Below are 12,989 nucleotides of genomic sequence, written 5' to 3' on the forward strand. Positions count from 1 at the left end.
ACTAAAGCGCTAAAGCAGCTGGGAGTCATTAATGCCCACCTCTGGCAGCGGTGTCAACAAGCCAGGTGCCGCACTGGGCCACGAGAAGGCCAAGGGCCGGCTCACCATCGCCGACATCGCGCGCGAGGTCGGGGTGTCGCCGAGCGCGGTCTCCTTCGCGCTCAACGGGCGACCCGGGGTCAGCGAGGCCACGCGGGCCCGGATCCTCCAGGCCGCCGAACGGATGAACTGGCACCCGCACAGCGCGGCCCGCGCCCTCGGCGGCGCCCCGGCCGGCGCGGTGGGCCTGGTGCTGGCCCGGCCCACCCGGACCCTGGGCGCCGAGCCGTTCTACGCGCAGCTCATCTACGGCATGCAGTCGGTGCTGTCGGCCCGCTCGGTCGCGCTGCTGCTGCAAGTGGTCGACGACACCGAGGCCGAGCTCACGGTGTACCGGCGGTGGGCCGGCGAGCAGCGGGTGGACGGCCTGCTGATCGTGGACCCGCAGACCAAGGACCCGCGGATCGCGGCGGTGGCGGCGCTCGGCGTGCCGGCCATCGTGCTGGGCGGCCACGGCAAGCACGGCGACCTGCCGACGGTGTGGGCCGACGACCGCGAGGCGATGCTGGAGACCGTGCGCTACCTGGCCGCGCTCGGGCACACCCGGATCGCGCACGTGGCCGGGACGCCGACGTTCCAGCACACCCAGCGCCGTATCAGGGCCCTGAAGGACGCGGCCGGCCAGCTGGGCCTGGCCGACACCCACTCGGTGCCGACCGACTTCAGCGACGGCGAGGGCGCGGCGGTGACCCGCCGGCTGCTGTCCCAGCCGGACGCGCCGACCGCGATCGTCTACGACAGCGATCTGATGGCGGTGGCCGGGCTCGGGGTGGCCACCGAGATGGGGGTGCCGGTGCCCGGGGAGCTGTCGATCGTGTCGTTCGACGACTCGGTGCTGACCCGCGTGGTGCACCCGGCGATCACGGCGCTGTCCCGGGACACGCACGCGCTGGGCGTGCAGGTCGCCGAGGCGCTGCTGCGGATCGTGGAGGAGCCGGGGAGCGTGGCCGACATCAAGGCGGCGACGCCGCGGCTGACGGTGCGGGAGAGCACGGGGAAGCCGCCGGGGGTGCGCGCGGGGCGGTGAAGGCCCTCGGCCGACCCGACCGCGGCGCATGATAGAGAGGTCGGCATGACTGATCTCGACGTCGCGGCCCTGCAGAAGCGCCTCATGGAATTCGCGGCGGCCCGGGAGTGGGAGCCGTATCACACCCCGAAGAACCTCGCGATGGCGCTGATGGTCGAGGCCTCCGAGCTCGCCGAGATCTTCCAGTGGCTCACGCCGGAGCAGTCGGCCGAGGTGATGACGGACCCTGAGAAGGCGTTCCGGGTGCGCGACGAAGTGGCGGACGTGCTGGCCTACCTGCTGCAATTCGCCGAGGCCTGCGGGGTGGACGTGCTGGCGGCGCTGGCCGACAAGATCGAGCGCAACGAAGTGCGGTTCCCGCCGGGCCCGCGGGCCCTGGACTGACCGGCGATACCGCCACCGGCGGAAACGGGCACTCTGGACACTCCCCGCGTAGAGTTTTCCGCATGAGCACTGTGGACTTGACCAAGGACACGTTCGAGAAGACCGTGACCGCTGACGGGATCACGCTCGTCGACTTCTGGGCGGCCTGGTGCGGCCCGTGCCGCCAGTTCGCGCCGGTCTACGACCGGGTCTCCGAGGCGAACCCGGACATCACCTTCGGGAAGGTCGACACCGAGGCCGAGCCGGAGCTCGCCGGGGCGTTCGACATCCGCTCGATCCCGACCCTGATGATCTTCCGCGACGGGGTCATGGTCTACGGCCAGCCGGGCGCGCTGCCCGAGACACCGCTGGTGGACCTGATCGCGCAGGCGCGGGCCCTGGACATGGAGGAGGTGCGGCGGCAGATCGCCGAGCACCAGGCCGGCGGGCATGAGGGGTCTGAGTCGTAACTCCGAGTCGTGACAGTGGTCGGGTCGCGGCTGCGGCCAAGGCGCTGGGACAAGGACAAGGCGCTAGGACGATCCGAGTCGCTGGGACGATCCGAGTCACACCCGCCCCTGCGCCACCCGCACCAACCAGCCGGCGGCGTCGCCGAGTTCCCGCCCGCGCAGCCAGACGGCCCGCAGCGTCCGCCGCAGTGCCACCTCCTCGGCGACCGGGACCTCGACCAGGCGGCCGGCGGCGATGTCCTCGGCGACCGCCAGCACGCTCAGCACCGCCGGGCCGCTGCCGGCCAGGGCGGCCGAGCGCAGCGGCGCGGTGGCGCCGAGCTCGATGAGCGGGACGGTGAGGCCGTCGTGGGCGGCGAGCGCCGCCTCCAGGACGTCGCGCGTGCCCGAACCGGTCTCGCGGAGCAGCAGCGGCTCGGCGGCGAGCTGGGCCGCCGTCAGCGGCCGGCGCAGCCGCGCCCAGGGGTGCGCGGGCGCCACCACCACGGCCAGCCGGTCCCGGCCGACCGCCACCGAGTGCAGGTCGCGCGGGACCCACGGCCCCTCCACGAAGCCGAGCTCGGCCTCGGCGGCCCGCAGCGCGGCCACCACCTGGTGCGAGTTGGCCACGGTGAGCCCGACGCGGGTGGCCGGGCGCAGCTGCCGCAGCTCGATGAGCCACTTGGGCACCAGGTGCTCGGCGATGGTGAGGCTGGCCGCCACGCTGAGCCGCTCGTCGGCGTGGACGCGCAGCGCCTCGGCCCCCTCCACCAGGGCCTCGGCCTGCTCCAGGACCCGCCGGGCCCAGTCGGTGACCACGGCGCCGTCGCCGGTGAGGCGGGAGCCGGAGGGCGTGCGTTCCAGCAGCTTCAGGCCCAGGCGGCGCTCCAGGGTCGCCATCCGCGCCGACGCCGAGGGCTGGCTGATGCCGCTGCGCGCGGCCGCCTTGCCGAGCGAGCCGGTGTCGGCGACGGCGACCAGGAGTTGCAGCGCGTCCAGGTCCGGAAGGCGGGACATAGGACAAGCCTATGAGGCCGGCGTCCCGGGCGCCGATCACCGCGCGTGGCCGATATCGGGAATCCAGGTCCGCGCTCGACCACTAAAATCGCAGAATGCGCATCGCTAGATTCTCCATCGACGAAGAGGTGAAGTTCGGCATCGTCGAGGGCCAGGGCGACCAGCCCGAGTCGCTCGAAGTGGCCGAGATCCTGGGCCACCCGTTCGGACCGGTCCAGGTCACCCAACGCCGGTGGCCGCTGCCGCGGGTGCGGCTGCTGGCCCCGGTGCTGCCGTCGAAGGTGATCGGCATCGGGCGCAACTACGCCGAGCACGCCGCCGAGCTGGGCAACGCGGCCCCGGGCAAGGACGATCCGGCCGTGGTGTTCCTGAAGCCGTCCACCTCCGTGATCGGCCCCGCCGACGCCATCCAGTACCCGCTCGGCGTGTCGTTCGACGTGCAGCACGAGGCGGAGCTGGCGGTGGTGATCGGGCGGATGTGCCGGCAGGTGCCGGCCGCCCGGGTCCCGGAGGTGGTGCTGGGCTACACCTGCGGCAACGACGTCACCGCGCGCGACCTGCAGCGCGCCGAGAACCAGTGGGGCCGGGCCAAGGGGTTCGACACGTTCTGCCCGCTCGGGCCGTGGATCGAGACCGACCTGGACCCCGGCGACCTGGCGATCACCTGCACGGTGGACGGCGAGCTGAAGCAGGCCGGCCGCACCGCGCAGATGACCCGGTCGGTCGCCGACCTGGTCTCCTACGTCTCCGAGGCGATGACCCTGCTGCCCGGCGACGTGATCCTCACCGGGACCCCGGCCGGGGTCGGGCCGATCGTGGTGGGGCAGCAGGTGACGGTCGGCATCGAAGGCATTGGCAACTTGACGAACCGGGTGGTGGCTCGTGACTGACACATCGACGACCGCGCTTGACGGCGCGCCGAACCCGACGGCGAACACCGCGCACGCGCGCGCCGTCCCCAACGTGGACAAGCCGGTCCGCGTCCGCTTCCCCCCGTCGCCGACCGGCGACCCGCACGTCGGCATGGTCCGCTCGGCGCTGTTCAACTACGCCTTCGCGCGCCACTACGGCGGCACTTTCGTCTTCCGCATCGAGGACACCGACACCGCGCGCAACACCGAGGAGTCGTACAACGCGCTCCTGGCGACCATGCGCTGGATGGGCTTCGAGTGGGACGAGGGGCCCGAGGTCGGCGGCTCCTACGGGCCGTACCGGCAGTCGGAGCGGATGGACGTCTACGCGGAGACCGCCAAGCGGCTCCACGACGGCGGCTACGCCTACCGCTGCTACTGCACGCAGGAGGAGCTGGACGCGGTCAACGAGAAGGCCAAGGCCGAGAAGCGCGCGCCGGGCTACGCCGGGACCTGCCGGAACCTGACCGCCGAGCAGATCGCCGCGCACGAGGCCGCCGGCCGCTCCAGCGTGCTCCGGTTCCGGATGCCCGAGGGCACTCTGACCTGGGACGACCTGGTCCGGGGCGAGATCTCGTTCGACACCGCGAACGTGCCGGACTACGTGCTGGTCCGGGCCGACGGCTCGCCGCTGTACACCCTGGTCAACCCGGTCGACGACGCGCTGATGAAGATCACCCACGTGCTGCGCGGCGAGGACCTGCTGTCCTCGACCCCGCGCCAGCTGCCGCTGCACGCGGCGCTGATCGAGCTGGGCCTGTCGGAGACGGTGCCGGTGTTCGGGCACCTGCCGTACGTCATGGGCGAGGGCAACAAGAAGCTGTCCAAGCGCGACCCGGAGGCGTCGTTCTCCTTCTACGTGAAGGAGGGCTACCTGCCCGAGGGGCTGCTGAACTACCTGGCGCTGCTGGGCTGGTCCCCGGGCGGCGACAAGGAGTTCTTCTCCCCCGAGGAGATGTACGCGGCCTTCGACGGCAGCCGGATCAACGTCAACGCGGCGCGCTTCGACCTGAAGAAGTGCCAGGCGATCAACGGCGACCACGTCCGCGCCCTGGCGCCGGAGGACCTGGCCCGCCGCATCGTGCCGTTCCTGGCCGAGCAGGGCCTGGTCGCCGACCCGCCGCTGCCGGAGCAGGCCGCGACCCTGGCGGCGGCCGTGCCGCTGATCCAGGAGCGGATGGTGGTGCTCCGCGAGTCGGTGGACATGATCGGCTTCCTGTTCGTGCCGGAGCACCTGTTCGCGGTGGACCCGGCCGACGCCGCCAAGGCGCTCGGCGAGGACGCCCGTCCGGTGCTGGAGGCGGCCGCGAAGGCGCTGGAGGCGCTGCCGGAGTGGACGACGGCGGCCATCGACGCGGCACTGCGCGAGGCGCTGATCGAGGGGCTGGGGCTGAAGCCGAAGAACGCGTTCACGCCGGTCCGCGTGGCGATCACCGGCCGACGCGTCTCGCCGCCGCTGTTCGAGTCGATCGAGCTGCTGGGCCGGGAGCGGACGCTGCGGCGTCTGGGCGCGGCGATCGGCGGCTGAGGGGGCTGAGGGAGCTCGGAGTCGAGCGCGAAGGGGTTGCGGAGTCGGCTGTGAAGCCGACTCGGACTTGGCTGTGAAGCCGGTTTCGAAGCCGGTTGCGGAGCTGGTCGCGGGAGGCCCGGCCCGCGCCTCGCGGAGGCCTGGTCGAAAGTCGTTTTGGCCGGAGGGCGGGCCTCCCGTATAGTTACTCACGCAACGCCGCGCGGTACGTGATCCACCGGGTGGTCGTTGGGGTATGGTGTAATTGGCAACACGACTGATTCTGGTTCAGTTATTCTAGGTTCGAGTCCTGGTACCCCAGCTTGTGAGAGCGGATCCCTTCGGGGGTTCGCTCTTTTTGCTGTCGCCGCCGCTCGCACCAGACCGCCGCCGCTCGCGCTGAGCACCGGCTCCGTACCCTACTCACGAGTAGTTAAGTACTTATACTCTCCCGCCCGCCGCCCTCGACCAGCAGTCTTGAGGCATGAAGAAGTATTGGGAGCAATTCCTGGGCCTGGCCGTGTTCGCCGGCCTGATAGCCCTGGTCGCCTCCTTCGTCCACGTCCCGGGCCGAACGCTGCTGAACGTCGGCCTCGGCGCCGTGAGCCTCTACTGGCTGCTGATCCTCACCACGCTGCCGTGGAACCTGTACTTCCGGGCGCGGCAGGTGCGGCACGAGATCGGGGTCTCGCGGGAGCGGGAGATCCGGGTGCCGGAGGGCCGGGAGGCCGAGGTGCGCCGGTGGGAGCGGCGGCTGTTGGTGCTGGCGCTGGGCGGCCACGTGGTCACGGCGGCGGCGGTGGCGGCGCTGACCTACGCGTCGGGCCACGTGCTGGGCTACTACTTCGCGGCGTTCTACCTGCTCAGCGCGGTGCTCCGGCCGGTCGGGGCGTACCTGGGCTACGTCAAGGACCGGATCGCGAGCCTGCTGAAGGAGACCAAGTTCCCGCGGGACGACGTGCAGGAGCTCACCGTGCGCCTGGAGACGCTGACGGCCGAGGTCGAGGCGCTGCGGCTGCACGCGGGCCACACGGAGGAGCAGACGCTGCGGGACCTGGACTCGCTGCGCGACAGCGTGCGGGGCACCGAGACGCGGCTGAAGACCGAGGTCCGGGTCGCGCGGGAGGCCGCGGAGGCGGATCGGACCGATCTGCGGACGCGCGTCGAGCAGGCTGAGCAGCGGGTCGCGGCCACGGCGCGGCACTTCGAGCAGGCCGTGGACGGGCTGACCGACCAGCGCGAGCTGCTGACGGGGATCCGGGCGTTCGTGCGCCTGGTGCGGACGGACGCGGCGGCGGGGGCGGAGTGAGGGGCGGCGGGCAGTTCCAGCAGCGCGGCCGGTCGGCAAGCCCGCTGACCGGCACCCGGACCGACCCGCCACGCCCGCGATTTGGGCGAACCCCGTCGATCGCCTAAGATGAATCCGCTGCCGATCGCGCCAAGGCGCCTGGCGGCACCGCTAGTGGCCCCGTTGTGTAGCGGCCTAGCACGCTGCCCTCTCAAGGCAGTAGCGCGGGTTCGAATCCCGTCGGGGCTACGATGAATGAGGGCTCGTACGTATACGTACGAGCCCTCATTTTGTTCGAACCAGCTGTTCTCATTCGTTGTGCTGGTTGTGCTGGTGGTGCTCGTCGTGCTGCTTGTACTCGTTACGCGTTCAGCGGGAAGCCGATGACCCAGCGCTGCGCGAGGGTCCCGTTGCAGCCCCACAACTGCATCTGCAGGCCGGGCTGCGACGAGGCGCCCGGCACGTCCAGGCAGAAGCCGTTGTCCTTCCAGCCGATCCTCGACTCCACCGCCGTCACGTTGGGCAGCGTGTTGGTGTCGAACCGCTCGTTGCTGACCACGCGGCAGGTGTCCAGCCCGATCGGGGCGCCGTTCTCGGCCTTGATGAAGGCGTTCAGGCACGCACCGCTCGCCTGGTTGACGAACACGTAGCCGCCGTGGCTGTCGTCGTGGATGTACTGCCAGCCCTGCATAACGCCGCCGTCGCAGGGCTCCTGCACGACCGCCGAGTTCGGCACCGGGCTCAGCGGCTGAAGGCACAGGCCGTTGCCGACGTTCCGGATGGGGTTGAAGACGCCCGCGAACGGCGTGATGTGACCGGCGGAGGCCGAGGAGGCCTGAGCCACCGCTCCACCGCCGGCCACCATGGCGCCGGCCATGGTCGCGATGGACGCCACCAGGCCGAGCTTGCGGCGAGACAGGTTCATGTCGGTCGTTCCTCTCTATTGGGTCCTTGAGCGCGATCGACCAGCGGGGCCTTGCCCAGCCATCCCCCCGACCGGCCGTTGATCACGTTATGGCTGGTCGGGGTCGGACCAGATCGGGAAGGGCTCCCCATATTCGGCCCGGGCGCTCCCCATAAACCCGGCCGGCGGCCTCAGGGACTTCCCGCCTCAACGCATCGGATCGGTGAATCAGGGATCTTGGTAACTTGAGTGGTCCACACGAAAGGGGGAAACGCGTGGGTGAGGAAGACGGAAGTACGGGCGTGCGGCTGGTGGAGCGGGACTCCCAGTTGGCCGAACTGGTCCGGTACGCGCAGGAGGCGGCCCACGGTGCCGGGCGCCTGATCCTGCTCTCGGGCGAGGCCGGGGTGGGGAAATCGGCGCTGCTGACGGCGGCGCGGCGGGAGCTGACCGCCGCGCGATGGTCGTGGAGCACCTGCGACGGGTTGTTCATCCCGCAGCCGTTGGGACCGTTGTTCGACGTCGCCGAGCAGCTCGGCGGCGCGCTGGCGGAGCGTTGCGCGGCCGGCGGCGAGCGCGAGGAACTCTTCCGTGCGCTGGTGCAGGAGCTGGGATCGGGCCCGGTTCCCGACGTGGTGGTGGTCGAGGACGTGCACTGGGCCGACGAGGCCACCCTGGACCTGCTGCGGTTCCTGGGCCGCCGCCTGCGGGACGTGGCAGCGGCGGTGATCGTCACCTACCGCGACGACGAGGCCGGCGGCAACGCGCTCCGGGTCGCGCTCGGCGACCTGGCCGCGCAGCCGTCGACGCGCCGGATCCGCCTGGCACCCCTGTCGGCGGACGCGGTCCGGATCCTCGCCGAGGGCAGCGGCTTCGCCCCGGACGACGTGTTCCGGCTGACCGCGGGCAACCCGTTCTACGTGACGGAGCTGTTGCAGGCGCAGACCCGGGGCGTGCCGGCTTCGACGCGAGACGTGGTCCTCGCGCGGGCGGCCCGCCTGGACGCGCAGGCTCGCAGCGCCCTGGAGACCGCCGCCCTCCTCGGCGCCAAAGTCGAGCTGCCGCTGCTGGCGACGCTGAGCGACGCCACCGGGCTCGACGGGTTGCTGGCGTCCGGCCTGCTGGTCGCCGACGGGATGTGGCTGCGCTTCCGCCATGAGATCGCACGGCTCGCGATCGCCGAGGCGGTACCCGCCCATCGCTGCCTCCTGACACACCGGAGGGCTCTGGAGGCGTTGTACGCACAGGGCTGCGACGACGAGGCCCGGCTGGCGTATCACGCCGAGGCCGCGGGCGATGCCGACGCGGTGCTGTGCCACGCCCCGGCGGCGGCCCGCCGCGCCAGTCGGCTCGGTGCGCACTACGAAGCGGCCGCGCAGTTCGCCCGCGCGCTGCGGTTCGCCGACCGCACCGGCCCGGCCGAACGCGCGAACCTGTACGAGAAGCTCGCCGACGAGCAGGTGCTGATCGACCGCTGCGCGGAAGCCGAGGCCGCCGCACAGCAAGCCCTGATGCTGCGGCGCGAGCTCGGCGACCGCTTCGGGGAGGGCGAGGCGCTGGCCCGCCTGTCGCGGATCACGTGGAATCTGTGCCGCACTCAGGAAGCCACCACGTGGATGCGGGCCGCGCTCGTCGTCCTCGAACCGCTCGGGCCGACCGTCGAACTCGCCGGAGCCTACGCGACGTTGGCGCAACAGCGCCTTCTGTACGCGGACAACGAGAACGCGATCGACCTGGCCCGACGGGCCCGGGAACTGGCCGCCCGCTTCGACTCGACCGCCGCGATGAGCGTGGCGCTAAACACCGAGGCGGCCGCCAGAGCCGGGCTGGGACTGGAGTGGGCGGATGTGATGCGCCAGGCCCTGGATATCGCCCTGGCCGGCCGGCACCACGACCAGACGGCGCGGGCCTACGCCACTTTGGGCAGCATCAACGAGAACGGGCTCCAGTTCGCCGACGCCGAGCGTTTCCTGGCCGAGGGAATCGCGTATTGCGACGAGCACGACATCACGCGCTACAACACCTCGCTGCGCAGCGGCCTGGCACACGTCTACGAACGCACCGGCCGCTGGGACGAGGCCGTGGCGTTGGCCGAGCAGGTCCTCGGCGAGGCCGGGCCGTTGCCGCTGAACCGCCATTGCGCCCTGGTCCGGCTCGGCGTGATCCTGGCGCGGCGCGGCGCCGAGGGCTTCTGGCCGTACCTGGACGAGGCCGCCGCGACCGCCGACGCCCAGGGGGAACCGCAGTACCTGGTCAGGTCCCGCCTGGCCCGCACCGAGGCCCACTGGCTCGCGGGCCGTTCCGCACAGGCCCGCCAGGCGGCGGAATCGGCGATCGGCCCCGGCACGGCCTGTAGCGCTACAGAGCGCGGAGCGGTCGCCGTCTGGCTGCGGCGTACCGGGTCGCGACGCTCGGTCCCGGGCGCGGTCGCCGAGCCCTACCGGCACATGCTCGACGGCAAGGCGGAGAAGGCAGCGGCGGTCTGGACCGAGTTGGGCTGCCCGTATGACGCCGGCCTGGCACTGATCGACTCCGGGGACGAGCAGTTGTTGCAGCAGGCCTACCGCATCTTCACCGACCTCGGCGCCACCGCCACGGAGCAGCTGCTGCGCCGCACACTGCGCCGCCTGGGCGTCCGCGCCTTCCCGACCGGCCCCCGCGCCACCACTCGGGCGCATCCCCTGGGCCTGACTCGCAGACAGCACGACGTCCTCGGCCTCATCGCCGACGGACACACCAACGCGCAGATCGCGGAGCGGCTGTTCATCTCGGCGAAGACGGTCGACCATCACGTGTCGGCGATCCTCGCCAAGCTCCAGGCGCCGGACCGGGCCGCGGCGGGGCGGATCGCGCGGTCAGGGATGCGGGCGACCGCGATGTAGCATCCTGCCATCCGTGAAACCGGACGCAGATCACATGGGGGAACACAACGTGACGAGCGACAACTGGGCCGCGCCGTCGGTGGAGGACGGGGCGCTGCTGGATGCGCAGCGTGCCGATGACTTGGACGCCTATCTGGCTGTGCTGGCGCGGTTGGACGTGTTCGTACCGCGCCGGGAGGATCAGGACTCGAAGTTCAGCGTACGCAAGAGTGTCGTGAAGCTGAATCAGCTGACCCCGTACGGGCAGCTGAACAATGCGATCCGGGGGACGTCGAAGTCGCCGCTGACGGTGAGCATGGAGTACTCGACCACGCGGCTCGGTCTGCGGCTGGTCCTGCCGGTCCACACCCGGGCGCTGGTGCCGGACGAGCGGCCGGAGGGGGTGTTCTACCACCAGTACATGTTCCCGGGGTGGGTGCAGGACCTGGCCAGGCAGCGCAAGACCATGCAGCTGGTGATCAACCCGGGAACGCCGCTGGAGCGGGAGATCAACGTCGGCAAGGCAGCGAGATGGCTGCGCCGGAACCCGCAGGCGGCGATGGGGCGCTGGGCCGACCTGCGCCAGCGAGTGCGGACGGTGTTCAACGAGCCGTACCAGGGCGAACTGGCCCGGTCACTGGCCTGCGGGGCCCACCTGGCGCTCTACAACGCCGTGCCGTGGAACACGATGGGCAAGCCGTATCTGGACTACCACAGCGAGCGGGAGACGCTCCAGGAGTGGTGGGGCGTCGAGGGCCCGGTGCAGTGGCAGAACCAGGTGGACGCCCTGCTGGACACCGAGAACCCCCGCCCGGTGGACCTCGTCCTCGGCATCCGCACCAGCCGCAACGCCGGCACCCACCCGACCGGCGACCTCACCACCGACACCGCGCAGCTGACCGAAGCCATCACATCCTGGTGCCGCGACCGCGACACACCGCAAGAGCTATGGCAGGAGCTGACCGACATCGCACAGTGGGTGACCCGCTGCGAGATGTGGATGCGCCGCGACGGCATCCTCCCCCCAGGCGCCACCGTGGCCACCCAAGGCGGCTGGGACTGGGGCCGCTGCGTGAACATGGCCCGCTGGGGCCTGGCCAGCGGCTACTGCGACCGGACAGCGGCCGAACAGATCGTGCGCTACGCAGGCAGCCTGTGCGCCCGCGCGTACTCGGAGTGGTCCGAACTATCGGCGGCGTACGTACTCGGCCGAGTGGTGAAGATGGGCCGTCAGGGCAACCCCGAGCAGACGTACAACGAGTCGCTGGGGCTGCACCGGACGCTGATGAGCGATCCGGGGAGCCCTTGGGTGAATCTGAAGCTGCGGTAGTGGGGGGGGTGGGGGTTGTTGAGGCGGCGGTAGTGGAGGGAGCGGTAGTAGAGGGAGCAGCGGGGGTGGCGGTGACCGGGGGGCGGGGAGCGGCTGGTCGGGGCAGGTTGCGAGGCAGGTCCGGCGGCAGGTCCGAGAGGTCCGGCCGGCGCCGCCGCACCCGCGCGTGACCCCGCTCACGCGCACGCCGCGCCCCGGTTAATGCGGGATGAGCGCCATCCGAAGTGCGCTATGCTTTCCAGGTCGCCAGGCGGTCAGAGCGCCAAGGCGGCCGCTAGGGCCCCGTTGTGTAGCGGCCTAGCACGCTGCCCTCTCAAGGCAGTAGCGCGGGTTCGAATCCCGTCGGGGCTACAGATGAAAGACCAGGCCGGACCTTATCCGACCTGGTCTTTTTGTTTGCGCTCGGTCCCGCGCGCGGTGCTTGCTCGCTCGCGTCAGGCGCCCGCGTACCGTGCGTACTCCCAAGGGTCGTGCGACGAGAAGACCTCGACCTCGGCTCCGTGAAGCCGCACCAGTTCGCGCAGGCGGGCGTGGTTGGCGATGCGCAGTGGTCGGTCGACTTCTGTTGCTTCTTCCAGCAGGGTCAGGGCTGGGTGGCCGTGGGGGTTGTCGGGGTCGACTTCGGTGTGGAAGTAGTAGGCGTCGCCGCAGTGGAGGAGCCAGTGGTCGGTGTCGTGGACGGCTACTGCGGTGTGGCCGGGGGTGTGGCCGGCGAGGGGGACGAGGAAGACTTCGGCGTCGATGTTTTCGAGGGGGCGGACGGTGTCGAAGCCGTACCAGGATTCGCCGCGCTGGGGGGTGTAGGTCACCCAGTTGGGGTGGTGGGCCCATTGTGCGGGGCGGTAGCGGATGCGGTCTTCGGGGTGCCGGCCTGTTGAGGCGAGGGCGGTGCGGTGTTCGGCGTCCATGAGGTGGACGCGGGCGTCGGGGAAGTCGGGCAGGCCGCCGGCGTGGTCCAGGTCCAGGTGGGTCAGCACGATGTGGCGGACGTCGGAGGCTTCGTGGCCGAGGCGGCGGATCTGGTGGAGGGCGGTCTCGGCGAGGTCGAAGACCGGCTGTGCGCGGCCGAGGAACTCCGGGCTGAGGGTGCGTTCGGGGGTGGTGACGTCCGGTGTGCCCAGGCCGGTGTCGATGAGGATCAGGCCGTCGCTGTCGGTTTCCAGCAGCAGGCAATGGCACACCGCGGGGCGGCTCGCGCCGTCGGCTTCGATCTCACGCATCGAACCGCAGTTG

At 71.2% G+C, this 12,989-nt stretch carries 11 protein-coding genes and 3 tRNA genes; 11 read left to right on the forward strand and 3 right to left on the reverse strand.

Features of this window, described 5'->3' with window-relative positions:
• Positions 1 to 31 precede the first annotated feature (31 nt).
• The 3 genes from ABD481_RS29350 to trxA all read left to right on the forward strand — a co-directional run bounded on the left by ABD481_RS29350 (position 32) and on the right by trxA (position 1,959).
• Positions 32 to 1,126 carry a LacI family DNA-binding transcriptional regulator gene (locus ABD481_RS29350; RefSeq protein WP_344669028.1) on the forward strand — a complete coding sequence of 365 codons (1,095 nt, stop codon included), beginning with the start codon at positions 32 to 34 and terminating at the stop codon, positions 1,124 to 1,126.
• 45 nt (positions 1,127 to 1,171) lie between these two features.
• Complete coding sequence (locus ABD481_RS29355; protein WP_344669029.1) at positions 1,172 to 1,510, forward strand: nucleotide pyrophosphohydrolase; 339 nt, start codon at positions 1,172 to 1,174, stop codon at positions 1,508 to 1,510.
• 62 nt (positions 1,511 to 1,572) lie between these two features.
• On the forward strand, positions 1,573 to 1,959 hold the full coding sequence (gene trxA / locus ABD481_RS29360; protein WP_344669030.1) for a thioredoxin: 387 nt from the start codon (positions 1,573 to 1,575) through the stop codon (positions 1,957 to 1,959).
• 96 nt (positions 1,960 to 2,055) lie between these two features.
• Here the strand turns inward: trxA and ABD481_RS29365 are convergent, their stop codons facing one another.
• Positions 2,056 to 2,955: a LysR family transcriptional regulator gene (locus ABD481_RS29365; protein ID WP_344669031.1), complete on the reverse strand. Its 900-nt coding sequence runs from the start codon at positions 2,953 to 2,955 to the stop codon at positions 2,056 to 2,058.
• 95 nt (positions 2,956 to 3,050) lie between these two features.
• On the opposite strand from ABD481_RS29365, the gene ABD481_RS29370 reads away from it, so the two are divergent.
• The 5 genes from ABD481_RS29370 (at position 3,051) to ABD481_RS29390 (ending at position 6,910) form a co-directional block, all read left to right on the forward strand.
• Positions 3,051 to 3,845 (forward strand): fumarylacetoacetate hydrolase family protein, encoded by a 795-nt coding sequence (locus ABD481_RS29370; RefSeq protein WP_344669032.1) that lies wholly within the window; start codon positions 3,051 to 3,053, stop codon positions 3,843 to 3,845.
• A gap of 73 nt (positions 3,846 to 3,918) precedes the next feature.
• On the forward strand, positions 3,919 to 5,394 hold the full coding sequence (gene gltX, locus ABD481_RS29375; protein WP_344669064.1) for a glutamate--tRNA ligase: 1,476 nt from the start codon (positions 3,919 to 3,921) through the stop codon (positions 5,392 to 5,394).
• 229 nt (positions 5,395 to 5,623) lie between these two features.
• Positions 5,624 to 5,695: transfer RNA gene (locus ABD481_RS29380), tRNA-Gln, on the forward strand.
• Positions 5,696 to 5,857: 162 nt separating this feature from the next.
• The gene (locus ABD481_RS29385; RefSeq protein WP_344669033.1) at positions 5,858 to 6,682 is read left to right on the forward strand and encodes a hypothetical protein; all 825 of its coding nucleotides are present in this window, start codon (positions 5,858 to 5,860) and stop codon (positions 6,680 to 6,682) included.
• A gap of 155 nt (positions 6,683 to 6,837) precedes the next feature.
• Positions 6,838 to 6,910: transfer RNA gene (locus ABD481_RS29390), tRNA-Glu, on the forward strand.
• Between the two features lie 112 nt (positions 6,911 to 7,022).
• Here the strand turns inward: ABD481_RS29390 and ABD481_RS29395 are convergent.
• Positions 7,023 to 7,586 carry an RICIN domain-containing protein gene (locus ABD481_RS29395; RefSeq protein WP_344669034.1) on the reverse strand — a complete coding sequence of 188 codons (564 nt, stop codon included), beginning with the start codon at positions 7,584 to 7,586 and terminating at the stop codon, positions 7,023 to 7,025.
• A 254-nt stretch (positions 7,587 to 7,840) separates the two neighbouring features.
• Between ABD481_RS29395 and ABD481_RS29400 the strand changes: the two genes are divergently transcribed.
• The 3 genes from ABD481_RS29400 (at position 7,841) to ABD481_RS29410 (ending at position 12,107) form a co-directional block, all read left to right on the forward strand.
• The gene (locus tag ABD481_RS29400) at positions 7,841 to 10,447 is read left to right on the forward strand and encodes an AAA family ATPase (protein ID WP_344669035.1); all 2,607 of its coding nucleotides are present in this window, start codon (positions 7,841 to 7,843) and stop codon (positions 10,445 to 10,447) included.
• A gap of 49 nt (positions 10,448 to 10,496) precedes the next feature.
• Positions 10,497 to 11,756 carry a DUF1266 domain-containing protein gene (locus tag ABD481_RS29405; RefSeq protein WP_344669036.1) on the forward strand — a complete coding sequence of 420 codons (1,260 nt, stop codon included), beginning with the start codon at positions 10,497 to 10,499 and terminating at the stop codon, positions 11,754 to 11,756.
• Positions 11,757 to 12,034: 278 nt separating this feature from the next.
• A tRNA-Glu gene (locus ABD481_RS29410) sits at positions 12,035 to 12,107 on the forward strand.
• An 83-nt stretch (positions 12,108 to 12,190) separates the two neighbouring features.
• Here the strand turns inward: ABD481_RS29410 and ABD481_RS29415 are convergent.
• Complete coding sequence (locus ABD481_RS29415) at positions 12,191 to 12,976, reverse strand: MBL fold metallo-hydrolase (protein WP_344669037.1); 786 nt, start codon at positions 12,974 to 12,976, stop codon at positions 12,191 to 12,193.
• Between the last annotated feature and the right edge of the window lie 13 nt (positions 12,977 to 12,989).

It is taken from the genome of Catenulispora yoronensis (assembly GCF_039531695.1).
Lineage (GTDB): Bacteria > Actinomycetota > Actinomycetes > Streptomycetales > Catenulisporaceae > Catenulispora > Catenulispora yoronensis.

Excerpts from the sequence above, each read along its gene's own strand:
- ABD481_RS29350 (WP_344669028.1), top strand. The coding sequence starts at position 32 with ATGCCCACCTCTGGCAGCGGTGTCAACAAGCCAGGTGCCGCACTGGGC.
- ABD481_RS29355 (WP_344669029.1), top strand. The coding sequence starts at position 1,172 with ATGACTGATCTCGACGTCGCGGCCCTGCAGAAGCGCCTCATGGAATTC.
- trxA (WP_344669030.1), top strand. The coding sequence starts at position 1,573 with ATGAGCACTGTGGACTTGACCAAGGACACGTTCGAGAAGACCGTGACC.
- ABD481_RS29365 (WP_344669031.1), bottom strand. The coding sequence starts at position 2,955 with ATGTCCCGCCTTCCGGACCTGGACGCGCTGCAACTCCTGGTCGCCGTC.
- ABD481_RS29370 (WP_344669032.1), top strand. The coding sequence starts at position 3,051 with ATGCGCATCGCTAGATTCTCCATCGACGAAGAGGTGAAGTTCGGCATC.
- ABD481_RS29385 (WP_344669033.1), top strand. The coding sequence starts at position 5,858 with ATGAAGAAGTATTGGGAGCAATTCCTGGGCCTGGCCGTGTTCGCCGGC.
- ABD481_RS29395 (WP_344669034.1), bottom strand. The coding sequence starts at position 7,586 with ATGAACCTGTCTCGCCGCAAGCTCGGCCTGGTGGCGTCCATCGCGACC.
- ABD481_RS29415 (WP_344669037.1), bottom strand. The coding sequence starts at position 12,976 with ATGCGTGAGATCGAAGCCGACGGCGCGAGCCGCCCCGCGGTGTGCCAT.